This window comes from Parasphingorhabdus sp., from assembly GCF_048269865.1.
Classification (GTDB): Bacteria; Pseudomonadota; Alphaproteobacteria; order Sphingomonadales; family Sphingomonadaceae; genus Parasphingorhabdus.
On the sequence record NZ_JBLWUA010000007.1, the window covers coordinates 43,765 to 65,431 of the forward strand.

Sequence of the window (21,667 nt, forward strand, 5' to 3'; positions counted from 1 at the left end):
CAAAGCCGAAAAATTCGGTATCGTGTCAGAAAAATCCGGTGGGTGACAAGCTGCTAAACAGCTGGGCCACCGGGAAACATCAGGGGAGTCCGGATTTGGCCGAAGCGACAGCGATCAGCGACGCGCATCCCGCGCACGGTGGAAATCCGGATAGCGGTTATGGCAGCAAGAGCTACCGGAACTATATTCTCGGCATATTGCTCACCGTCTATATTTTCAATTTCATCGACCGCACGATCATCAATATCCTGACCGAGCCGATTAAAGAGAGCTTTGGTGTCGAGGACTGGCAAATGGGTCTGCTCGGCGGCCCCGCCTTTGCCATTCTCTACACCTTTGTCGGCATCCCGATCGCGCGCTTTTCCGAGAAACATCACCGGGTGTGGATCATCGCCGGATCGGTGGCCCTGTGGAGCCTGATGACCGTCCTGTGCGGCTTTGCCACCAGTTTCATCGCCCTTTTCATCTTCCGCATCGGCGTCAGCATCGGCGAAGCGGGCTGCTCGCCGCCGGCCAATTCCCTGATCGCCGACTATTTTGTGCCAGCCGAGCGGTCCACGGCCGTCTCTGTCTACGCGCTTGGCATCCCGCTTGGCGGCATGGTCGCCTATGTTTTCGGCGGTTATATCGTCGGCAATCTTGACGGCCCGATCGTCGGTGCCCTGCTCGCCAGCTGGAACTGGACCTGGGCCGTCAATTTGCTGGACTGGCAGAATATCGAGGGCTGGCGGGTTGCGTTTGTCGTGGTTGGAGTGCCCGGCATCATGGTTGCGATGCTCGTGAAAATGACCATCAAGGAGCCGCCACGCGGCTATACCGATCCGGCGGAGATGCAAAACCGGGAGCAGGTCGGATTTGGCGCCGTGCTCAAGATCCTGTCGCAAAAGCCCGCTTATTGGCACGTCACCATGGGCGTCACCATCGCCTCCTTCGTCAATTATGGCGTCGGCCAGTTCTTCGTATCCTTTCTGATCCGGACCCATGAGCTGTCGATATTCGACGCGTCGGTCAAGATCGCGCTGGCGCTGGCGGTGATGGCGGCGATCGGTACCTATATGTCAGGCTATCTGGCGGACAAATATGCCAAGCGCTTCCCAAAGGCGCTGGCGCTGATCCCGATGTTCGCGCTGATCGGGGTGATCCCCATGCACGTGGTAGGCTATCTGGCAGAATCCTTGTGGCTGGCGGTCCCGCTGATGATGGTCGGCCAGATGCTGCTCTACACCTATCTCTGCCCGCTCTATGCCGTCCCCAGCGGCGTGGTTGACAGCCGGATGCGGGCCACTGCGGTGGCGGTCACCCTGTTTATCGTCAATCTGCTCGGCTATGGTCTGGGCCCGCCACTGATCGGCGGCCTGTCAACCATCCTGAACGCGACCTTCCTGTCTGGCCTTGATCCGGCGCTGACCTTGGAGGCGTGCAAGGCCAGCAATCTGACCGCCGCTGCGCAGAGCGCCTGCGCTTCGGCCAATGCCGACGGACTCAGATGGTCGATGGTGCTGTTCAAATGCCTCTATCTGTGGTCGATCTTCCACTTCTATATGGCCAGCCGGACGATCCAGCGCGATATGGGACGGTGAGCGTCAGTCCATCCTGACTTGCCGCGATCGGACCGTCACTCAATCATTCAGCACATTGATCGCGGTGTGCACCCGCTGGCGGATATCTTCGCGGTCGAGGCCCGGTTCAATCTCCGGCTGCACCTCATAGGTGATCACGCCGCTTTTCTGGACGAAGGTATCGCGGGGGGAGATGATGCCGCTGTTGAGGGCGACCGGGACCAGCGGGATGCCCATCAGCTTGTAGATGCCGGCAAAACCGGTCTGCAGTTCCGGGCGCTGGCCGTGATGGGCGCGGCTGCCTTCGGCGAAGATGACGATCGGGCGGCCTTCGGCGACCGCTTTCTTGGCCTGCTTGATGATCTGCCGCATCGCCGCGCCGCCGCCGTCGCGGTCGATGCCGAGCAGGCCGTGCTTGGTGGCGATCCAGCCCCACAGCGGGATCACCAGCAGCTCTTTCTTGGCGATCACCACCGGCTTGTCGAACAGCCGCAGCAGGTCGATCGTCTCGAACATGCTTTCATGCTTGAAGACATAGAGCAGCGGCTCGTCGCGGAGCTCGCCCCTGACCTCGACCCGGATGCCAAGGATCAGGCGTGCGCACAGATAGTGATAGCGGCTCCAATATTGCGCCATATAATAGATGGTCGGTGGCCAGAAAAAGGCGCCGATAAACGTGGCGATGATAATTGGCACCGAGCCGAGATAGAAGACGGCCATGAAGATCAGCGATCGGATGACGGCCAGCATCTCAGACACCCGCCAGCGCCGCCAGCCGGCGCATCAGATATTTGTTATATTCGACAAATAGCGTCCCCAGCGACGGCTGCGTATGAACCGCATCGGACAGGATCTCGACGTCCGGCGGCATCGCCCGTTCCAGTTCCAGCCGGGCCCGCCGCATATGCCAGTCGGACGTCACCAGGCGCACCGACTTGTCACCCCGCCGGGACGCCCAGCGGGCAATTTCGAGCGCATTGGAGCGCGTGTCGACCGCCTGAAAACCAAGATCAATACAGCAATCAAACAAGTCACCGGCGTGCTCATATTCGGCCGCGAGCTCTTTCGGCTTCACGTCGCGATCGACGCCGGAGATCAGCAGGCGGTCTGCAGCCTTTGACCCGACGATATCAAGCGCCCTGTCGATCCGGCCCGCGCCGCCGGTCAGCACGACGACCGAGCCGGTTTGCGCCTCATCGGGTGCCGGACGCGGCAGGTCGATGGCGAACCAGGCAAAGCCGATGATCCACAACAGGATCAGGAACGAGACAAAACGCAGGATCATCAGGCCGTGCTACAATATCTTTCTCAGGGCGCCGATCACCGTCAACCTGGCGGTAACCATGGCAAGGAACATCCCCAATATCGGAATGGCGGCAATTATCAACCAGCTCCACCAGTCTAGGCCGACCGATTCGACCAGGCCGGAGCCGAGCGCGTTCAGCTGCGTGCTGATCAGCCAGATGATCGCTGCCCCGCCGACCAGTCCGATCAGGCCGCCGAGCAAGGCGTCGAGCGCGATACGCCGCTGGAACAGGCGGCTGATCTGCTGGTCGGTGCCGCCCAGCAAATGGACGACTGCAATGGTCTCGCTGTGGGTGTTGAGCGCTGAGCGCGCCGAGATGATCACCGCAGCACCGGTCGCCAGCGCGAGCAGCGCCACCAGCCCGAAGGCAATCCACTGAAACGATCGCACCAGCGATATCACCGGCGCGATATAGCCGCTGCTCGGTTCGACCCGGGCGTCCGGGGCAATGGATTGCAGCCGGTCGCGCAGCGACTGATATTCGGCGTCCGTGGCCACACGCGCCAGCTTCAGGTCGATCAGCGCCGGCAGCGGGATTTCGTCGGCCAGATCCTGCGTGCCGAGCCACGGCTCGATCAGCGCCTCGATCTCCTCCGGCGGCAGCAGCCGGACTTCCTCAATCAGCGGCAGGCCGCGCAGCCGATTAGCCGCGGCGGCGGCCTGGCGGGCCCGGACTTCCGGATTGGCTTCGATGATCTGTACCGTCGCGCGACTGGACAGTTCATCCGACACGTCACCGATCGCCCGGGTCATGGCCAGACCGGCCGCCGCGGCCAGCACGGTGAGAAAAATCATAATTGCGATGACCCAGGGCATCGGACCGGACAAGCGTCCCTCGGGAATCAGGCGCCGGTCATGCGCCGGAATGGCAAAGAGCTTGATCATGATTCCGCCGGCTTATCGCCACCGCGCTTCGACAACGGCGGGAAACGCAGCGAGCCGGTCGGATCAGCCAGCATGCCTTTTTCGAGCCGCATCATCTGCGCACCGGGTACTTTGCTGAGCAGATGGATGTCATGGGTTGCCACGACAATCGTCGTACCCAGCGTGTTGAGCGCCTCAAACAATTGCAGGAGACGGATCGCCATGTCTGGATCGACATTGCCCGTGGGTTCGTCGGCGACCAATATTTCCGGCCGGCCGATCACCGCCCGGGCAATCGCCACCCGCTGTTGCTCGCCCCCCGACAGCGTTGCCGGCCGGGCCGAAGCGCGGTCGCCAAGCCCTACCCAGTCCAGCATTTCGGTGACTGGTGTCTCCAGATCCTTTTCGCGGACCCCGGCGACCCGCAGCGGCAGCGCGATATTGTCGAACGCCGACAGATGCGGGACGAGCCGGAAATCCTGAAAGACCACGCCGATCCGGCGGCGAAAACCCGGCAGGCGTTCGCGCGGCATGGTGACGGCATCCTCGCCGAACAGCCGGATGACCCCGCGGCTGGGCCGCTGGGACAGATAGAGAAGCTTGAGCAACGAGGTCTTGCCCGCGCCCGATGCGCCGGTAAGAAAATAGAAGCTGCCGGGAAATAAGGTGAAATTCAGATCGGCCAGCGTTTCTGCGCCTGCACCGTAGCGCAGGCCGACATTTTCAAAGCGAACAATTTCGTCCATCAGCTCTACATTCCAATATCGCGGCGAAATATTGCCCGGTCCCGCGACCAATAGGCCGGGAAGACCCTCCAAATCAACTCCGCTATCGAGCCGTAGCAATCGATTCGGCGGTAAAACGCGCAAAAACCCGTTTCGGTCTCAAATCCGTCATACAGCCACTTGCAGTTTGTCCTGATGGCGTGTTTAGAGAAGCTGTCATGATTTTGAATTGCCCGGCTTGTAAAACACGTTACCTCGTGCCCGACAGCGCTATTGGACCCAATGGCCGGTCGGTACGCTGCGCTTCCTGTCGCCACAGCTGGTTTCAGGAGGCTGCGATTCCCGAGCCGGAGCTGGCCACTGCCGACGCATCCGGACAACTGCCACCGACCAGCGCGGCCGAGCCGACACGCAATTGGGTGCCGACCCCGCCTGCCCCAGCCGTCACCCGTTCACCACCGCCGCCGATTTCCGCCGCGCCCGGCTATAGTGTCGGCGAAAGCAGTTTTGCGCACGAACCGCCGTTCAAGGCCCGCCGCAATCCGGCGAAATTGTGGACAATCGCAGCGATCGCATTTGCCGCACTGGTAATCGGCGCGGGTTCTGCACTCTATTATTTCGGGCCGCCGCGATGGATTTCCGAGTATGAGTTCGCTTCGGGAGAGGAAACACCACTGCTGATCGAGCTGAGCGCCAAACAGGATCGTCGCACCCTGCCCGACGGCACGGAATATTTTGCCGCCAGCGGAACGATTATCAACCCGACCACCACCGACCAGGATGTCCCGCCAATGCTGGTGATCCTGCGCGATGCCGGTGGCCGGATCGTCTACAGCTGGAAAATGAACCCGCCGGAAAAATCTCTGGCGCCGGGCGAAAAAATCAACTTCAACGAAGCCAAGCTCGACGTACCGCGCGGGGCCAGCCAGCTGGAAGTCGGATGGGCAGACCAGAGCCGCGACTAAACGCGCAGTGACGATAGTCGCGATCCAGCAGCGAATATCTGTTGCGGCTGCCACACCCCTTTGCTAAGGGCACGCGCCTACCCGGGACATTGCTGTCCCAAGCTAGAGACAGTGCGGTCGTGGCGGAATTGGTAGACGCGCAGCGTTGAGGTCGCTGTGGGATAATATCCCGTGGAAGTTCGAGTCTTCTCGACCGCACCAGACTAAATCCCAAAAGACAAGATTTGCGCCGTTCGGCGACCCTAGGCTGCCATCACGGTCTTGCCGCGACTGCGCATAAGTAAAGCGGCGATGTGCTTCGCAACACACCGCCGCCCTGCTGGCCACCAGCGACCCTGAATGGCTATCAATCTAACAAAAAAGCTGCCTGGCGGGTCTACGGATCCGCCCTGACCGGCATCATATGATTCCGTCGGCCTCCAGTTGGGCGAGCTGGTCTGCGTCATAGCCCAGAACCGCTTCATAGACCTTTTCATTGTCCTGCCCCGCAACGGCCGGCGCCGGGTTTCTGAAACCGGTCTTGGATTTGGAAAATTTCGGAAATGCATTCTGCATTTTCAATTTCCCGTGCCGCAAGGTTTCCACCTCAATGATCGCCTGACGCGCCTTAAAATGCGGATCGTCGATCATGTCCGGTGCCCGATAGACCTTGCCGGCAGGAATCGAATATTCGATCATCAGATCATCCAGCTCGTCGACGGTCAGGGTCTCTGTCCATTCGTTGATCAGATCGTCCAGTTCCGTCTGGTTTTTGCCGCGCGCGATATGCGTATTATATTTCTCATCGTCGCCCAGCTCGGGTTTTCCCATGGCCATCGCCAGCCGCTTGAAGATTTCGTCCTTGTTCGCACCGATCATGAAATGGCCATTCTTGGTTCGGTACACGTTGGACGGCGCTATGCCTTTCAAGACAGAGCCGGTTCGTTCGCGGATCACGCCATTCTTGTCATATTCGGGAACCAGTCCCTCCATCACCTGCAGAACAGCCTCGTACAAAGCGGTATCGACAATCTGTCCCTCGCCGGTTCGTTCCCGGTGATGCAGCGCCGCCAACACACCCATGCAGCCATAAGTGCCGCACAATGTGTCACCAATCGAAACGCCCATGCGCGAAGGCGGCCGATCGGCGTCGCCAACGATATAGCGCCAGCCGCCCATCGCTTCGCCGATGCCCCCGAAGCCGGCCCGGTCGGAATAGGGGCCGTCCTGGCCATAGCCCGACATGCGCGCAATGATCAGACCGGGATTTTCCGCCTGCAATACGTCGGGGCCCATGCCCCAGCGTTCGAGCGTGCCGGGCTTGAAGTTTTCGACCAGAACATCCGCCGTGGCGATCAGTTTACGGGCCAGTTCCTGCCCGGCCGACTCACGCAAATTGCATGTGACCGACATTTTATTGCGGGCGATAACCTCCCATTGCACCTTTTCATCGCCCTGGCCCCAAAGCCGCATCGGGTCGCCGGTTTTCGGGGGTTCGATCTTTATGACCTCCGCGCCCATGTCGCCCAGCAGCTGGCCGCAAAACGGGCCGGCAAGCAACTGCCCCATTTCGACGACACGAATATCGGAAAGCGCGCCGGCTGATTCTTCTCTTATCAGGTTTTCCAGTTTCATTCCGCTGCCTCTACAAATTCTGGCTTCTCACTCCATTCCGGCTGGATCGGCGCTGGTAACCCCGTTTCCGCTTCACAATTTTCCCGCAATGTCTCGATCGACGGACCGCAATCAAACAAGGGCAATTCGCCCCGGCTCGCTTTCAGCTCTGCCCGCAGTTTGTCAGTGCCTTCCTGATCGACCGTAATGTCTTCGTTGATTATCACGCCATATTCCCGAGCGCCTTCGATCGACACCAGCCCCTGGCGAATTTCCAGCGCCACAAGTTCGGAATCGCGTTCCAGCGGATCGCCCCAGCCGCCACCACCCCAGGTGATGAAGTGCAATTGCTCTCCGGCCTTGACGGGCAGATCCTCGATCTTATTGCCAACAATTTCAGTGCTGCCGTCGACGCGTTCGAGAATTTTGCGTGCGCGTGCCCCCGGCCGGCCGCCATTGACGCCCCAGGGCGGAACGAACCAGCGATCATCATGCACGGCAATCGCACCATCGGCCAGGAAACGGTAGGTCATGTGGATACCGTTACCACCGCGATTCAGCCCAGCACCGCCGCTGTCGACTTCGGTCTCATATCGCTCGATCCGCAACGGGAAATAGCGTTCCAGAAACTCGTTAGGCACGTTGGTGAAACCCGGCCAGAGCGAATGGCCATCGGGGCCGTCGCCCATTGGTCGTCCCGGAATGCCTCCAAAACCGATCTGGAAGAGCTGGAACCATTCACGCGGTTTACCCTCCCGCTCATCCCAGCCTGAATAGAACAGATGCGGCGAAGAGCTAAACCCGGCAGCATTGAGAAATTCTGGCGTACCCTGCCCCAGCAGCCCGCCCAAAATATCAAATATGCGGCCCAGCGCGTGGGTGCGACCCGAAAGCGCCGCGGGGAATTGCGGCTTGAGCAAAGACCCTTCCGGAATGCGGACATCAATCAGATCATAAAAGCCGTCGTTGAACAGAATCTGCGGATCGAAGACCATGATCATGTAGATGCCGAAGAACATCTTGAACATATTTTCGTTCAGCAGAAAGTTGATCGAAGCGACGGACTGCGGGTCGGTGCCTGCGAAGTCGAGAATCACCTTCTCGCCTTCCCGCCACATCGTGCACTTTATCTTATAGGGGCCATAGCCCATGCCATCATCGCAGATATAATCCTCGAAACTGACTTTCTCGGTGGCGACGGCCTGACTCAACAGGGTTTTCATCGCGCGGTAATTGCGGGCCAGCAACTCCTGCGTTGCCGAGTAATAGACATCATCGCCAAATCGTTCCGCCATCTCGATCAGGCGGTTCGAAGCAACCCGGCAGGATGCGATCAGCGCGTTGAGATCGGCCTGGCACCAGTCCGGCTTGCGCGTCTGGTGCATGACCAGCTTCATCAGATCATCATTATATTCGCCTTTTTTCCAGATCTTCACCGGCGGAATACGCACACCTTCCTCGAATATGGACTTGGCGCCGATCGGCATCGAACCGACGACGCTGCCGCCGATATCGGACTGGTGGCCGAACATCGCAGTATAGGCGATCAGCCGTCCGTCCTTGAACACCGGCAGCATGACCATCCAGTCATTCGAATGGCTGACGGCGCCATCGCAAGAATAGGGGTCGGAGAGAAAGATCATGTCGCCGTCTTCGATCGTGCCGTCGAACGTCTTCAAAAAGCCGTCGATAAAACTGCCGAACTGGCCGACGATCATTTTACCGGCAGGGTCTGCAATCAGCGGGAACGCATCACCCTGTTCGCGAATACCGGGTGACATGGCGGTGCGGACGAGCGTCGCATCCATCTCGATCCGGGCGTTGCGCAGAGCGTTTTCAATGATGTCCAGCGTGACCGGATCAAGGTCAATTTCCTTGAACGGCTCAGAGTTTTCTTGGATAATTTCTGCAGGCATTTTACGCGTCCTCCGCCAGATTGATCAATATGTTGCCGACCGCGTCGATAGTCGCGACACAATCTGCATCAATTAATGTTGTGGAATCCATTTCCGTGATGATTGCCGGGCCAGGAATCACATCGCCTTGCAGCAGTTTTGACCGGTCATAGATAATCGCGTCCTGCGACTTCCCATCCATCCACAAGCTGTGATCACGGATTTTTGCAGCGGATGGATCGCCATTGCCCTTTTCGAGCGTCTGGGCGGGAAGTTCGAACGGCTCGCCCATCGCCACGGCGCGCAAATTCACGATCTCGTGCGGCGTATCCATATTGAAGGTGAAGAGCCGGTGATGTTCGCGATTGAAGCGGTCGAGGATGCCCTCGATCCCTTTCTCGTGCAGCGTCGCCTGATCGATGGTCAACGGCACTTCAAAGGCCTGGCCTGCATAACGCACATCGACTTCAAATTCGCTGTTGATGGTTTCATCCGGGATTCCGTCTGCAATCAGCTCGGAGCGGGTTTGGCTGGCCATTTCGTCCAGCAACGCAACCAGTTCCTCGACGTCGGTATCTTTCGCCAATCGGCTGAAACTGCGCGCGGTTTCCGTGCGCATCCGCGTCGTCGCATCGCCAAGAGCACATAATACGCCCGGCGAGACAGGCGAAATTGCCGGCCAGCTTCCCATAAGCTTGGCCACGGCGTTAACGTGCAGAGGACCGGCACCGCCAAAGCCCATCAGGGCAAAATGACGCGGGTCATAACCCTGCTGCACCGAGATCATCCGGAGCGCCCCGAACATGTTTTCGTTGACGATATCGATGATGCCGCGCGCCGCCGCCATCAGGTCAACGCCGAGCGCGTCGGCAATTTTCTGCACCGATGCCTTGGCGCCTTCCCGGTCCAGCTGAAAGGACCCGCCCAGCAGATCTTCCGGCAGATAGCCGAGCACGACATTGGCGTCGGTCACGGTGGGCTCTGTTCCGCCCTTGCTGTAAGCCACCGGACCGGGAACCGCGCCTGCCGATTGTGGACCCACGCGCAAGGCGCCAGTCAGTTCAGGAACATAGGCAATCGAGCCGCCTCCGGCACCAACCGTTTTGACGTCCAGCGACGAAGCGCGCACCGACAAATGGCCAACATCCGTCGTGCGCACACGCCGTGGTTCGAGATTTTCGATCAGCGCAACATCGGTGGATGTGCCGCCGACATCGAGCGTCAGGATATTCTTTACGCCCGCATTTTTGCCGACCCAAAGCGCCCCGGTGACGCCGCCCGCCGGACCGGACATCAATATGTTGACCGGATGCTCTTCCGCCTTTTGCGAACTCATCAAGCCGCCATCGGACCGCAACAGGGAAAGCTTTCCGGTAATTCCCGCAATCTCGAGCTTGTCGCGCAGATTGGATATATAATTGCCGACGACCGGCCGTACCGCAGCATTGGCGACCGTTGACAAGGTCCGCTCATATTCCTGCATTTCCGGCAGCACTTCGTGACTCAGCGATACCGGAATATCGCCCAGGATTTCAGCAGCCAGTTCGCCGATGCGCTTTTCATGCGCACCGTTGACATAGGCATTGATCAGGCTGACCGTAATAGCCTCGACGCCGGACGCCTTGAACTGCTCCAAAACCCCCCGAACCTGGTCCTCGTCCAGTGGACGGACTTCGTTACCATCGGCATCCATCCGGCCTTTTACGGTCAACGTATCTTCCAGCGCCGCCAGTGGCTGAGGCTTGGGCCAGACGATCCAGGCCGCGAGACCGCCCGGCACGAAGCTGCGGGCGATCTGCATGATATCGCGATAGCCTTCAGTGACGATCAGCCCGACGCGTGCACCCTTGCCTTCGAGGACGGCATTGGTCGCAACCGTAGTGCCGTGCAGGAAAAACTCGATATCACCGGGATCAACATTGGCTTTCGCGGTAATCGCGTTCACGCCATTGAGGATACCCTCCGAACTATCGCTCGGTGTTGACGGTGTTTTGTCGCGCCAGAACGCGCCGGTTTCATTGTCGAGCAGCAGTAAATCTGTGAATGTGCCGCCGACATCCACGCCCAGGCGATAACGCATTAGGATATTTCCTTTGTTTCTATTGTCATTCTGATTGGAAATCGCACAGCCTTGGCCGGCACGGCAAGCAGCATATGCCGCAGGCCCGGTGATCGCCGGTCATGCGTCGCGCTGCGTCCATTCAGGTCAAGTTCGGTCGATATGATTGTCATTCCGTTTTGAAGTCCGCTGTAGGGCCCAGTCTCGACCAACGCGGTCCTGACGGGCGTTGTGAAGGGTCTGGATTCTAATATTTTACTTTCGGCGCGATCTTTTCGCCAAATTCGCGAATGCCCGGTACAAAATCCAGCCAGCTCAGCATGATGCCCGGCACGCCGGTTTCGGCAACAATATCGTTGATCTTGCTGGCAATCGTCTCGTGCGTTCCGTGCAACAGTGGAAAGCTCATGAAGGCCATATTGCCCTGTTCGAGCGGCTGCGAAAGCGCTGCCCTGAGATGTTCACTGGAACCGCCGGCGTTGGTATCCAGCGACGCGCTGCCGATAATATTGGCAATGGCGGTCTTGTCGGCCTTTGCGACCACGTCTTCAGCGAGGCGCTGTGCTTCTGCATCGGTGCGGCCGGTAATCACTGCATAAAGCGGCAAGGTGCCAACCTCCCGGCCAACCTGTCCGGACTGTTCTTTCATATTGGCGCAATATTTTTTGAGATTTTCGAGGCCGGTCATGACGAAACTGAAATCGGCGTTATTGACGGTGAAGTCGAGGCCCTTTGGCGACTGGCCAGCGGCGACGATGGTCGGCATCTTGCTGGGCTTGGGACTGACATTGGCTGACTTCAGGTTGAAGAACTCACCGTCATGGGTGACGTCATCTTCGGTCCAGAGTCGCTTGACGACATCGATATATTCCGCCGCATATTCGTACCGTCGTTCATAATAATCCGGACCAGGCCAAATCCCCATTGATTCATATTCAATGTGATTCCAGCCGGTTACGATATTCAGGCCGCAGCGCCCGGGCGCGATATCGTTGATGGTTGCGATCAGGCGCGCGCACAAGGCGGGATGCGTCGTCAACAAGGTTGTGCTGGGAATGAGCTGGATTTTGGATGTTCTGGCCGCCATCCCTGCCACCAGCGTGAAGGTCTCGAGGCAGCTATCCCAATATCCGGTGCTGCCGCCAAAACCCTTCCATTTCATCATCGACAGAGCGAATTCAAAGCCCTGCTTTTCTGCCTCCAGCGTGGTTTCCAGATTATGCTCGAACGTAGGATCATATAAAGGTGCTGCCTCAGAAATTGTGAACCCGTTCCGCGCGCTTGGCAAAAATACTCCGTATTTCATGTTTTCCCTCTATCAATTGTCTGCCAGACACCTTGTGTATCCAGCCATAGATTTTTGGATGTCAGTCGGCCTCGACGAGATGGACCGCATCATCATAGGCTGTCGACTGTTCGCTCGCCTGCGTTTGCGCGATCTCTGCCAAGCCTTCGCGCTCCTCGTGAACACTTCTCAATATGGTCGACAAGAAAGACTCTCTCCAGGCGTCGCGCTCTTCCCGAACGCTTCCGTCGGGCGCGTAGCTGTTGATCAAATCCTGTGTGAGGGGCTCACCCTTTTCAAGCAGCCGCTCAACACTGTCCAGACGGTCCCTCAGCACGGCAACTTCGCCCGCCAGAGCCATCGTAATCGACAGGACCTTGTCGATCGCCGGATCCTCAAAATAGCGAGGCCGTTCGCCACGCGCCTTGCGTTGTATCGTAACCGTCTCCGTCATTGCACACCTCCGACCGACGCAGACGCGGGCTTTTGAGCGCCCCACACCCACCAGGCTCCACCACCACCAAAATCGCCACCCTGAAAGACCTTCAGTCTCTTCGCTTCCGCCTCTTCAAATGCACTCGGCTGATAGGCTTCAAATGCGAGCTCGGGATCGAATCCGGTTTCCGCAGAAATCGCCTTTGCCTTGATCTTGTGGCTGGCGCCCCAATAGGGTTCGTTGTTGTTGCGTGTATCCCAGTCGAGCATGAAAGCGTCATAAGCGGGCAAATCGCGATAAGGCGGCGTTTCCGCGTGAACAATCAGGCCACCGGGACTCAACAGCCGATTCGCTTCCTTCATGATATTGCGAATGGCGCGATTGCTGGTCTCATGAACCAGAATATGGCTCACGATGAGATCGAAATGCGCGTCGGGAAAGTCGGTCGCTTCGGCATTTTGCTGACTGAAGTGAACCTTCTTCCCCAGGCGCTCTGCACGGGCATGGGCGTAGCGCAAGACCGGCGCGCCGACATCGATCGCATAGACTTCGGCGTCAGGCCAGGCATCGCAATAGGGCAATGTTGAATGCCCCACCGCGCAGCCGAGATCGAGGATCCGCTTCGGCTTGAAATCCGGATGCTTGTCTTTCAGATAGGCAATGGTCGTATCGCCGATATCCGAATTCATGCCCCCCAAACGACCCATGGCATACAGATAAACCGCCCGGTCATAGACCGCTCCGTTAGTGGAGTCGCCATCGGTAAACTCAGTGTGGTAGCCGCCGGGCATACAGTGGATATCGACCGAACGGTGGTACGCGGGAATTTCCAAATTCTCGTCCAGCCGCAATGTCCCGCCAGCGCCGGATGCCGATTCTGCGGCTTTGTTAATTTCAGGAATTTGACGCTCGACCGGAATCTGTACCGAACGCCACATCATTTCCTGGCTGTTCCTCAACAATGCGCTCCAGAAGCAGAAATACGGGTCATCGGAAAGCGCGTCCCGGATTTCATCCATTGTTTCTGGTGGGCGACCATTTTTCTTGGCGAATTTGCTGGCCGCTCGGCCATCCAGCGCATCATGAACGCCTGGCGAAACACTTGTCGCCAGATGCAATTTCAAACTTTTCACAAACTCCTGTCGTGACAATTCGTCACCGGTATTTTCCACCAACATCGGGTGGCGAATTTGCTCTCCTGAACTTTGCTCAACCATATCAAACCTCCTGTGCAAAAATGTATACCAAAGATGTCATATCGTGTACAATATTTTAATTTCAGCGCTTGCTGACTGCCGTAAATTTTGCTCGATTCCGAGTTTATAGATATATTGTTACGTATTTCGGCGTCTGATGGCAAGGATAGAATGTCTTTATCGGCTTTTTGAATATTGCTTTTAATTTTTTGTGTACATTTAACAAATGGTCGTGCAGCTTCCAGAATGGGTGATTCGAAATGATCATCTCGCACAATCAAAACACCAAGGGGGTAGTCCATGCATTCACGGAAAACTTTATTCATGGCTGGGGTGGCGGCGTTGCCACTGCTCACCGCAACACCATCGGCAGCACAAGAAAGCACGATGGCGTCCTCGGAAGCGGCGTCTGATACCGCCCCTGCCGATGACATTATTACCGTGACCGCTCGCCGCCAAAGCGAAAAACTGACCGACGTTCCCGCATCCGTATCCGTGCTGACCGCCGATAATCTTGCTGATTCCGGTATTGTCACGACCGAACAGGCGATCGCGTTCATTCCGGGCGTTACCATTGTATCCAACGCGGCCCAGGCAGGCGACGCTCAGATCAATATCCGCGGCGTCAACGGCGCTCGCGATGCTGAAAATAACGTTGCACTGGTCGTTGACGGCATCCTCAAGACCAACACTGCAGCGGTGAATCAGTATCAGGGCGTTCTGGAGCAATTCGAAGTCCTGAAAGGCCCGCAAGGCGCCTATTATGGACGCGGAGCCACCGCCGGTGCGATCATCATGACAACCAAAAAGCCGTCTGACTATCTGGAAATTTCCGGACGGGCCAGCGTGGCTACCCAGAACTCTCAATTGGGCGAAATGTCCATTTCGGGCCCAATTTCGGATACCATCGGCGCGGTGCTCTATGGCCGCTATCGCCACACGGACGGCTTCTATTCAAATACCGGTCCGACCCCGCGCACCCAGGGCAAGACGGTCGACAATGCCGAAGAATGGAACGTTGGAGGTCGCATCATCGCGACCCCCAGTGATCGCCTGACAATCGACGCCAAAGCCCGCTATGGTGAGCTGGAGTCCGCTTCGCTGAAATTCGAACCGATCTTTGCCTTGCCCGGCTTTGCCAGTGCGTTCGGCAATCCGGATTTTTTCCAGGACGTAAACGACCATCGTTTTACGTTTAACCGGAACGTTCCCAATATAAACAATATGCGAACGATCGAAGCATCGCTGAAATTCGACTATGAATTTGACAATTTCACGCTGTCCGCCTGGGGATCTTTTTCCGACATCGACGAGACCCTGACCGGCGACGCCACTGCCGGTGGACTGGGCCGGTTCAACAACAGGCAGTCTTGTATCGATTCGACGGCCGAGCTGTTCGCAGAAGGTGTGGTTCTGCAGTCGCCACTGGTTCTCGCTCCAACGCCGGCGAATTCAATTTACGGCGCATTTGGCCCAACCACCTGCGACGGGATCCAGGTCACCGTCAGGGACCAGCGCGACATCAGCGCGGAAATCCGGTTGGCCTCCAACACCAGCTCTCCGCTGCAATGGTCGCTGGGTGCCTATTATCTGCATATCAACCGGCATTATGGAACGGCGGTCAACGAGGACACCGGCGGCGAAGTGCTTGTCAGCTTATACAATGGGCCAAACTCGATTAACCCGACCACACAATTGTTTGACGATCGGCTTCTCACCGATGTCTTCGCTGGCTTTGGCTCCCTTGAATATGAAGTGACGCCATCGCTGACCATATCGGGCGCATTGCGCTTTGATCGGGAAGAACGAAGCGTCACTCCGTTGGTCCCCAACGAGATTGATCCTGTAACAGGCAATTCCATCAATCCCGGCTATGATATCGGGACGCTCCAAAAGAAATCCAATGTCTATCAGTTGCTGCAACCAAAGCTGACGGCCAGATATGAAATTACTCCGGATTTCAGCGTCTATGCCGATTACGGCGTCGGCTTTAAGGCTGGCGGCTTTAACAGTCAGGGCAGCGGAGCCTTGGTCCAGATCTATTTCAACGATCTGCTGGGATCAAATCTCGGCGTCACCGACGACTATAAGAAAGAAAAATCTGATGCGCTGGAACTGGGCTTCAAGCTGAATGCTCTGGGCGGCGATCTGCAGGTGTCGGGCGCAGCTTATCGCAACATCGTTCGGGACATGCAATTCTTCGAATTCTATACCGGAACCTTCGGTCTGTTGCGGGTCGTGTCCAATATCGACAAGGTGCGTCTCTATGGCGCCGAACTCGGCATCAACTACAAGGTCACACCAGGCTTTACCATCAACATCGGCGGCAGCGTTCTGGATAGCAAGATCAAGGAAAATACGGTTCGTCCGGACACGATTGGCAACAAGTCGCCTTATTCCGCAGATTACACGCTCAATGCAGGCTTCCTGATCGAACAGCCGATCAACGACAGTTTGGATTTTACCTTCAAGACAGATTATAATCTCGTCGGGCCTACCTGGTTTCATGTCGTGCAGGACCAGACCCGCCGAACCGTGTTTGACGCGTTTTATCCTGGTCTCGGCACAGGCGATTATTCGAAAACGCAGCGTGATGCTTATGGCATTGTCAATCTGCGCGCCGGGTTGAAAGCGGAAAATTGGCGTCTGACCGCCTTTGCCAATAACCTGTTCAAGAAACATTATCTCGAAGAGGTAATCCCCGCTCCTGAATTCGGTGGCTCGTTCGCCACGCCGGGATCGTTGCGTCAATTTGGCGTAGAACTCGGATTTGACTTTTAGGCCAATTACTGGCGGCATGGGGTGGAGACACCTTATGCCGCTAATCGAGGGGAAAGATAATGCGCCTTCATGGAAAAACGGCGCTGATTACCGGTAGCACATCCGGCATCGGTGCCGAGGTAGCGCTCCAGTTTGCCCGCGAAGGCGCTTCCTCAATTGTCATCAATGGCCCGCCTTCCGTCGATCAGGAAACGGTGCTAGATTTAAGCGAAAAAATACAGGCCGCCGGTGCTCGCGTCACATTCATCCCGGCCGACGTCAGTGACGAGAATGCCGTCGGCGACCTTGTTGCCGAAACCCTGTCTTTTTGCGAGCATATTGATATTCTGGTCAATAATGCGGGCATTGCGCACGCCAATATGGTCGAAGATCTGGATATTGAAACCTGGGATCGCGTCATAGGCGTGCATCTGCGTGGCACTTTTCTCGTGACCCACTCCGTTCTGCCATTGATGTATGAACAGGGTCATGGCCGTATCATTAACACCGCTTCACAACTCGCCTATCTGGGCGCTCCGGGGGTTTCTGCCTATATCGCCGCCAAAGCCGGTATCATCGGCTTTTCGAGATCACTGGCGCGGGAAATCGGCTCCCGCAACGTCCGGGTGAATTGCGTCGCGCCAGGCACGACACAAACGCCGATACTGGACAGCGTCCCCCCGGACGTCCTGAAACAGGTGACAGCGGCTATTCCGGTTGGCAAGCTGGCGACGCCGGACCAAATAGCCCCTGCTTATGTTTTTCTTGCCTCAAAGGACGGCGATCATTTTCAGGGTCAATGTATCAGCCCCAATGGAGGGGACGTTTTTTTATAGCCGCGGTGTTGAGCAGTATCTAATGATTAGACATTCATCTCGGGAACTTGTGGAATATAATGATGTCGACCTCTTCTGAAAAAGCATATCAAACGATACGCGCTGGCATATTGGCGGGGGACTTCACCAGCGGAAAATTGGTTCCGGAAGATGAACTCGCGCAATATTGCGGTGTTTCCCGGACGCCGGTGAGAGAGGCGATTGCACGGCTGGTGTCGGAAATGCTGTTGCAGAGGAACGGAACAAACCGGGTGTTTGTTCCGAACTGGTCCGAAAGCGATGTCGAAGAAATTTTTGATTTGCGGACGATGCTGGAACGGCATTGCGCGCAGCGGGCCGCGCAATTTATCACCGCAGAACAATTGTCCGAACTAAAACAGCATTGCGCCTTTATTGAAGAGAAAATCGAGAACCCGAGCGGCGTCGACGTTCCAGGATTTGTCGAGGGAAATCGGAGATTCCACGCCGTCATGACCGAAGCGGCACAATCCGAACCGTTGAAACAGATGCTCAATCTGGTAGTAAGCCAGGTCATCGTTCACCAAACGGCTGAGCATTATGTGCTCAACGATGTCAGGCAAAGCCAACGCGACCACAATGATTTCGTGGCCGCTTTCGAGGCCCGCGATGCCGACTGGGCCGGTGCGATCGCCAGCGCCCATATCCGGCGAGCAGCGAATAGCTATCGTCGAAGCCTGAGCAAGCCGCAAGCGCAGTCCGAAGAAAACATGCTGTCGGAGGCCCGCGGCTGAATCCTGTATGGGCGGCTCAGACGGCACGCTGGTTGAGCTCCGATGTCGTCTGGAGATGAACGATAATGATAATGCCTCTCCATCAAGCTGATTTCACAGACCAAGCGTTCGGCGGTTAGCCAGCCTGATTCACGCCAAAATGCGCGGCTATTTCGGCACGCCATGTCGCATAGGCGGTACCATCTGCAAGCGCAGAGCTTGCAACAGCCATACGGATTGATTCGACCTGTTCTGCCAGCACCTCTGGCGAGATCCGCCATAGATCGGATATCGCTTCGCGGGTTTCCGGCAAGAGCGACTGGTCCTTCACCCGGGCGGCGCAGGCTATCGCGACGCCCGTCGCCATATTGGCGGCATGCGGTCCGGCGAGCGCCTTCGCTTCCAGAAATGCCGCCGAACCTGCCGGGCCTGCATAGCATAAGGCCAGTCCGACGCCCGCCCAGAGATCGGACTGCCGATCGGAAGCCATGGTCGCGATCGTTCCGGCCGCCTTGCCGATATCGGCTCCGCTGATAAACCAGATTCCGCGTCCGGCGCCCTGATCATAGGCACGAGACGCATAGCCTGACAGCGCGCGTTTTGGCCCGGTCAGCGTCTTTTCGGGTTCAAAATACATATTGTGATAACCCAGACCATCATAAGCCAGCCAGCGGTAGAAAGGGTCCAGCTCGGCCAATATCCCTTTCTCTCGCCATGGCAGCTTTGAAATCGTCAAACCGACACCAGCATGGACCAGTATCGGAAACTGCCCGGCAAAGCGGGCGATATAGCGTGGCAGCATCGCCTTGCGGAATGGCAGGCTGTCAACCAGCGCGCTGCCCATGGCGCCGCCTTCGATAAAAAAGCCGCGCAGCAAATCGGTTTCCTGGGCCATAGCGTGCCCGAATTCGTCAAATGACCGCATAGTCAGCGTAAGATTATAGCCGCGCAAAAATGCCTTGCCTATGGATTCCAGCCTCGCTTCATGACTTTTGTCCGCTAGGTCAAATCCACGAACGCGGAATTCAACCCGCTTGGGATCGAGGGCCAGAAATTTGCGGATAAAAGCAGGTGGCGGCCGGATTGGATCGGCATAGCCCTGCAGCGGTTCGTTCCGGTTCGCGCTTGTCGTCGCATGATGTGCCATATCTTCTCCGCCTTCCGGCAAATCTTATATCCCATTCAAAGGCTGCGGGCAAAGGCTCCTCTTCATCCATCCTTTGCATCACGCCCGTCTGAGACGGATATTTGTCTAAATCGGCCAATTGAACCGATGGTGCTTGAGTTTTGGACCATGCTTCGGACGACATGCTGGGGAAACTCGGCACCGGCAGGAAATAACAAGAATGAAAAGGGTACTGGTCGTTGGCGTGCGCGGTATGCCGGATGTCGAAGGCGGCATCGAAAAATATGCCCAACGCCTTTTCCCGCTGGTGGTCCGACAGGGCTGGACCGTTTGTGTTGCGGGAATGAAACCGTTCATGGAAACGGGTGACTATCGTGGTGTTTCACTGTGGTGCGCTCCCTCGATCGGAATTCCCGGGATTGACCGCAAAATCTATCCGATCGCGGCGCTACTCAAGGCGTTCCGGATGCGGCCAGCGATTGTCCATTTCGCCAGCCTGCAATCGGCGGTGCTGCTTTGGGCCTATAAAATGCTCGGCTGCAAGATTGTCGTGCGTTATGGCGCAGACTGCCATGACAACGCTGAAAGTGCCCCGGCTCGATGGGCAAGGAGCGTTGCCCGCCATCAATTGCACTGGGCGGATCAAGTCATCGCGGTCGCCCCCGCTCTCGCCAGAAATCTGCGAACATCGGCAAACCTGTCCAATGTCGATGTTATCGGGCACGCGCTCGACCGTCCAGAACATTACCCCGATCACCGGGACCCGCCGGTCAGCGGCGATTATGCGCTGTTCGTCGGCCAGATATCGCACAAAAAGAATATCGAGAACCTGATCGCTGCCTTTCGCGACTTCGCCAAACGGCATCCCCACATGAAACTGGTGATTGTTGGAGACTGGAGGAATAAGAGCGCACGCAAAAATGCCGGAAAGATCGATGGCGACCGGGTCGTCATGCTCGGGAGCTTGCCGCGTTCCGCCCTGGCTCCGCTTTATCGCTACGCGCGCTTTTTCGTCAATCCATCAATCCGCGAGGGCCATTCCAATACGCTGCTCGAAGCGATCAGCTTTGACTGCCCGGTTCTGTTGAGCGATCTTCCGGAGAACCGGGATCTTCGGCTTGATGCAAAGCATTATTTCAACCCGGCCCGGATCGGCAGCATCGCGAGCGCGTTGGGCCGCGCCTATGCTAATCCCCATCTGTTCCGGGTCGCCAAGGACCGATTTCCCCACTGGGAGCAAGTCGCGGAACAGACGATTGACCTTTACGAGAAAAAGCGGGCGCTGGATGTCCGCCAGCAGACGGCATAAAACGGCAGCAGTGACCAAATCTGCCCAAAACCCGTTAAATATGACTATTTGCCGGGCCTGCCGACCGATCACCATGATTGACCTTACATCGAAACCGTAAGACCGCCATCCACAACGATCGTCTGGCCAGTAATATAGCTCGCCTTTTCCGATACCAGAAACGCCACCACATTGGCGATTTCCTCAGGTTCACCCGAACGGCCACGAAGCGGGACGGTTTGCTCTGCCTCGGCAAGTCCTTCTGCGCCCAGAGAATTTTCCGCCGACAGAATTTGCGCGGTGCGGACAAATCCCGGGGCGATGCCGTTTACCCGAACACCAGCGCCGGCTAGCGCCATCGCGGCCCCCCGAATCATTCCCGATATTCCGCCCTTGGCCGCACAATAATGCCAGTGATCGTCCCACCCCACGGTCACGCCAGCGATCGAAGCAATGCAAACGATAGCGCCGTCACCGGCAGCTTCCATCGCCGGAGCGGCAGCGCGCAGCAGCCGGAACTGGCCCTTCAAGTTGACATCCTGAACCGCATCCCATTTCTCATCGCTGAGTATCGGATAGGCCGCCCGCGGTGCGATGCCGGCGTTCGCGACGAGAGCGGAGATATGGCCGAATTTCGATTCGATGGTGTGGACCATGCTGTCGCAGGCAGCACTGTCGGTGACGTCCAGCGCGAAAAATTCGGCTTCCCCGCCTGCAGCCCTGATCGCCTCGGCACAGGCCAGCCCCTCGTCGACGAGGACATCGGTAACAAAGACATGGAAACCGTCAGCGGCCAGGGCCTTGGCAGTCGCCGCGCCGATTCCTATTCCTGCCCCCGATACCAGCGCTGCTTTTGCTTTTCCCATGCATTTTCCTTTCTGTCATGATGTGCCGGTCCAAACAGATCCGGTGGCGGATTGTAAGCATTGCCAAGACCGTCCCGGCACCAGATGACGAAAGGGAAAATTGCCCTGACCCAGTCCACACGGATTTGGCTACGATATCATTGCTGGAAACCCCCTGACGGCGTTTATTGTATACAA

At 57.3% G+C, this 21,667-nt stretch carries 18 protein-coding genes and 1 tRNA gene; 7 read left to right on the forward strand and 12 right to left on the reverse strand.

The genetic code is table 11. From position 1 onward, the window contains the following. The first annotated feature begins 95 nt into the window (after window positions 1–95). Window positions 96–1,580 carry a spinster family MFS transporter gene (locus ACN0WW_RS10600; protein ID WP_417612219.1) on the forward strand — a complete coding sequence of 495 codons (1,485 nt, stop codon included), beginning with the start codon at window positions 96–98 and terminating at the stop codon, window positions 1,578–1,580. Window positions 1,581–1,619: 39 nt separating this feature from the next. On the opposite strand, the gene ACN0WW_RS10605 is transcribed toward ACN0WW_RS10600, so the two are convergent. Genes ACN0WW_RS10605 through ftsE form a run of 4 tightly spaced genes read right to left on the reverse strand, consistent with a single transcriptional unit; the run spans window position 1,620 to window position 4,475 of the window. After that, a complete protein-coding gene (locus ACN0WW_RS10605; protein ID WP_417612629.1) occupies window positions 1,620–2,309 on the reverse strand; it encodes a lysophospholipid acyltransferase family protein in 690 nt (229 codons plus the stop codon). 1 nt (window position 2,310) lies between these two features. Then, window positions 2,311–2,844 (reverse strand): YdcF family protein, encoded by a 534-nt coding sequence (locus ACN0WW_RS10610; RefSeq protein WP_417612221.1) that lies wholly within the window; start codon window positions 2,842–2,844, stop codon window positions 2,311–2,313. A gap of 9 nt (window positions 2,845–2,853) precedes the next feature. After that, window positions 2,854–3,750, reverse strand: coding sequence for a cell division protein FtsX (locus tag ACN0WW_RS10615; protein ID WP_417612223.1), 897 nt, complete (start codon window positions 3,748–3,750; stop codon window positions 2,854–2,856). Then, window positions 3,747–4,475, reverse strand: a complete 729-nt coding sequence (ftsE, locus tag ACN0WW_RS10620) for a cell division ATP-binding protein FtsE (RefSeq protein WP_417612225.1) — start codon at window positions 4,473–4,475, stop codon at window positions 3,747–3,749. The genes ACN0WW_RS10615 and ftsE overlap by 4 nt, the downstream gene beginning before the upstream one ends. 197 nt (window positions 4,476–4,672) lie before the next feature. Here ftsE and ACN0WW_RS10625 point away from each other — a divergent pair, with 197 nt between their 5' ends. Both ACN0WW_RS10625 and ACN0WW_RS10630 read left to right on the forward strand, forming a co-directional pair. Further along, entirely contained in the window at window positions 4,673–5,419 is a 747-nt protein-coding gene (locus ACN0WW_RS10625) for an MJ0042-type zinc finger domain-containing protein (protein WP_417612227.1), read from the forward strand. Window positions 5,420–5,532: 113 nt separating this feature from the next. Then, window positions 5,533–5,620 (forward strand) — tRNA-Leu (locus ACN0WW_RS10630). A 198-nt stretch (window positions 5,621–5,818) separates the two neighbouring features. Here ACN0WW_RS10630 and ACN0WW_RS10635 read toward each other — a convergent pair. The 6 genes from ACN0WW_RS10635 to ACN0WW_RS10660 form a co-directional block, all read right to left on the reverse strand. Further along, window positions 5,819–7,033, reverse strand: coding sequence for a CaiB/BaiF CoA transferase family protein (locus ACN0WW_RS10635; RefSeq protein WP_417612229.1), 1,215 nt, complete (start codon window positions 7,031–7,033; stop codon window positions 5,819–5,821). Then, the gene (locus ACN0WW_RS10640; RefSeq protein ID WP_417612231.1) at window positions 7,030–8,928 is read right to left on the reverse strand and encodes a hydantoinase B/oxoprolinase family protein; all 1,899 of its coding nucleotides are present in this window, start codon (window positions 8,926–8,928) and stop codon (window positions 7,030–7,032) included. Before ACN0WW_RS10640 ends, ACN0WW_RS10635 begins: the two co-directional genes overlap by 4 nt. Window position 8,929: 1 nt before the next feature. Next, window positions 8,930–10,987 (reverse strand): hydantoinase/oxoprolinase family protein, encoded by a 2,058-nt coding sequence (locus ACN0WW_RS10645; protein WP_417612233.1) that lies wholly within the window; start codon window positions 10,985–10,987, stop codon window positions 8,930–8,932. Between the two features lie 226 nt (window positions 10,988–11,213). Beyond that, window positions 11,214–12,272, reverse strand: a complete 1,059-nt coding sequence (locus ACN0WW_RS10650) for an LLM class flavin-dependent oxidoreductase (RefSeq protein WP_417612235.1) — start codon at window positions 12,270–12,272, stop codon at window positions 11,214–11,216. Window positions 12,273–12,333: 61 nt separating this feature from the next. Next, entirely contained in the window at window positions 12,334–12,705 is a 372-nt protein-coding gene (locus ACN0WW_RS10655) for a hypothetical protein (RefSeq protein ID WP_417612237.1), read from the reverse strand. After that, entirely contained in the window at window positions 12,702–13,904 is a 1,203-nt protein-coding gene (locus tag ACN0WW_RS10660; protein ID WP_417612239.1) for a class I SAM-dependent methyltransferase, read from the reverse strand. Before ACN0WW_RS10660 ends, ACN0WW_RS10655 begins: the two co-directional genes overlap by 4 nt. A 279-nt stretch (window positions 13,905–14,183) precedes the next feature. Here ACN0WW_RS10660 and ACN0WW_RS10665 point away from each other — a divergent pair, with 279 nt between their 5' ends. From ACN0WW_RS10665 to ACN0WW_RS10675, 3 genes are read left to right on the forward strand one after another with little or no spacing between them, the layout of a single operon-like run. Next, window positions 14,184–16,664 carry a TonB-dependent receptor gene (locus ACN0WW_RS10665; protein WP_417612241.1) on the forward strand — a complete coding sequence of 827 codons (2,481 nt, stop codon included), beginning with the start codon at window positions 14,184–14,186 and terminating at the stop codon, window positions 16,662–16,664. A 59-nt stretch (window positions 16,665–16,723) separates the two neighbouring features. Then, a complete protein-coding gene (locus tag ACN0WW_RS10670) occupies window positions 16,724–17,479 on the forward strand; it encodes an SDR family NAD(P)-dependent oxidoreductase (protein ID WP_417612243.1) in 756 nt (251 codons plus the stop codon). A gap of 59 nt (window positions 17,480–17,538) precedes the next feature. Next, window positions 17,539–18,231 (forward strand): GntR family transcriptional regulator, encoded by a 693-nt coding sequence (locus ACN0WW_RS10675; protein WP_417612245.1) that lies wholly within the window; start codon window positions 17,539–17,541, stop codon window positions 18,229–18,231. A 115-nt stretch (window positions 18,232–18,346) separates the two neighbouring features. Here the strand turns inward: ACN0WW_RS10675 and ACN0WW_RS10680 are convergent, their stop codons facing one another. Next, window positions 18,347–19,357 (reverse strand): DUF1702 family protein, encoded by a 1,011-nt coding sequence (locus ACN0WW_RS10680; RefSeq protein ID WP_417612247.1) that lies wholly within the window; start codon window positions 19,355–19,357, stop codon window positions 18,347–18,349. Window positions 19,358–19,556: 199 nt separating this feature from the next. On the opposite strand from ACN0WW_RS10680, the gene ACN0WW_RS10685 reads away from it, so the two are divergent. After that, on the forward strand, window positions 19,557–20,645 hold the full coding sequence (locus ACN0WW_RS10685; RefSeq protein ID WP_417612249.1) for a glycosyltransferase family 4 protein: 1,089 nt from the start codon (window positions 19,557–19,559) through the stop codon (window positions 20,643–20,645). Window positions 20,646–20,728: 83 nt separating this feature from the next. Here the strand turns inward: ACN0WW_RS10685 and ACN0WW_RS10690 are convergent, their stop codons facing one another. Continuing rightward, window positions 20,729–21,490, reverse strand: a complete 762-nt coding sequence (locus ACN0WW_RS10690) for an SDR family oxidoreductase (protein WP_417612251.1) — start codon at window positions 21,488–21,490, stop codon at window positions 20,729–20,731. Window positions 21,491–21,667: the final 177 nt, after the last annotated feature.

Bases quoted from the DNA above. Each gene is read 5' to 3' on its own strand.
- ACN0WW_RS10605 (WP_417612629.1), bottom strand. From the start codon at position 2,309: ATGCTGGCCGTCATCCGATCGCTGATCTTCATGGCCGTCTTCTATCTC.
- ACN0WW_RS10610 (WP_417612221.1), bottom strand. From the start codon at position 2,844: ATGATCCTGCGTTTTGTCTCGTTCCTGATCCTGTTGTGGATCATCGGC.
- ACN0WW_RS10615 (WP_417612223.1), bottom strand. From the start codon at position 3,750: ATGATCAAGCTCTTTGCCATTCCGGCGCATGACCGGCGCCTGATTCCC.
- ftsE (WP_417612225.1), bottom strand. From the start codon at position 4,475: ATGGACGAAATTGTTCGCTTTGAAAATGTCGGCCTGCGCTACGGTGCA.
- ACN0WW_RS10625 (WP_417612227.1), top strand. From the start codon at position 4,673: ATGATTTTGAATTGCCCGGCTTGTAAAACACGTTACCTCGTGCCCGAC.
- ACN0WW_RS10635 (WP_417612229.1), bottom strand. From the start codon at position 7,033: ATGAAACTGGAAAACCTGATAAGAGAAGAATCAGCCGGCGCGCTTTCC.
- ACN0WW_RS10640 (WP_417612231.1), bottom strand. From the start codon at position 8,928: ATGCCTGCAGAAATTATCCAAGAAAACTCTGAGCCGTTCAAGGAAATT.
- ACN0WW_RS10645 (WP_417612233.1), bottom strand. From the start codon at position 10,987: ATGCGTTATCGCCTGGGCGTGGATGTCGGCGGCACATTCACAGATTTA.
- ACN0WW_RS10650 (WP_417612235.1), bottom strand. From the start codon at position 12,272: ATGAAATACGGAGTATTTTTGCCAAGCGCGCGGAACGGGTTCACAATT.
- ACN0WW_RS10655 (WP_417612237.1), bottom strand. From the start codon at position 12,705: ATGACGGAGACGGTTACGATACAACGCAAGGCGCGTGGCGAACGGCCT.
- ACN0WW_RS10660 (WP_417612239.1), bottom strand. From the start codon at position 13,904: ATGGTTGAGCAAAGTTCAGGAGAGCAAATTCGCCACCCGATGTTGGTG.
- ACN0WW_RS10665 (WP_417612241.1), top strand. From the start codon at position 14,184: ATGCATTCACGGAAAACTTTATTCATGGCTGGGGTGGCGGCGTTGCCA.
- ACN0WW_RS10670 (WP_417612243.1), top strand. From the start codon at position 16,724: ATGCGCCTTCATGGAAAAACGGCGCTGATTACCGGTAGCACATCCGGC.
- ACN0WW_RS10675 (WP_417612245.1), top strand. From the start codon at position 17,539: ATGATGTCGACCTCTTCTGAAAAAGCATATCAAACGATACGCGCTGGC.
- ACN0WW_RS10680 (WP_417612247.1), bottom strand. From the start codon at position 19,357: ATGGCACATCATGCGACGACAAGCGCGAACCGGAACGAACCGCTGCAG.
- ACN0WW_RS10685 (WP_417612249.1), top strand. From the start codon at position 19,557: ATGAAAAGGGTACTGGTCGTTGGCGTGCGCGGTATGCCGGATGTCGAA.
- ACN0WW_RS10690 (WP_417612251.1), bottom strand. From the start codon at position 21,490: ATGGGAAAAGCAAAAGCAGCGCTGGTATCGGGGGCAGGAATAGGAATC.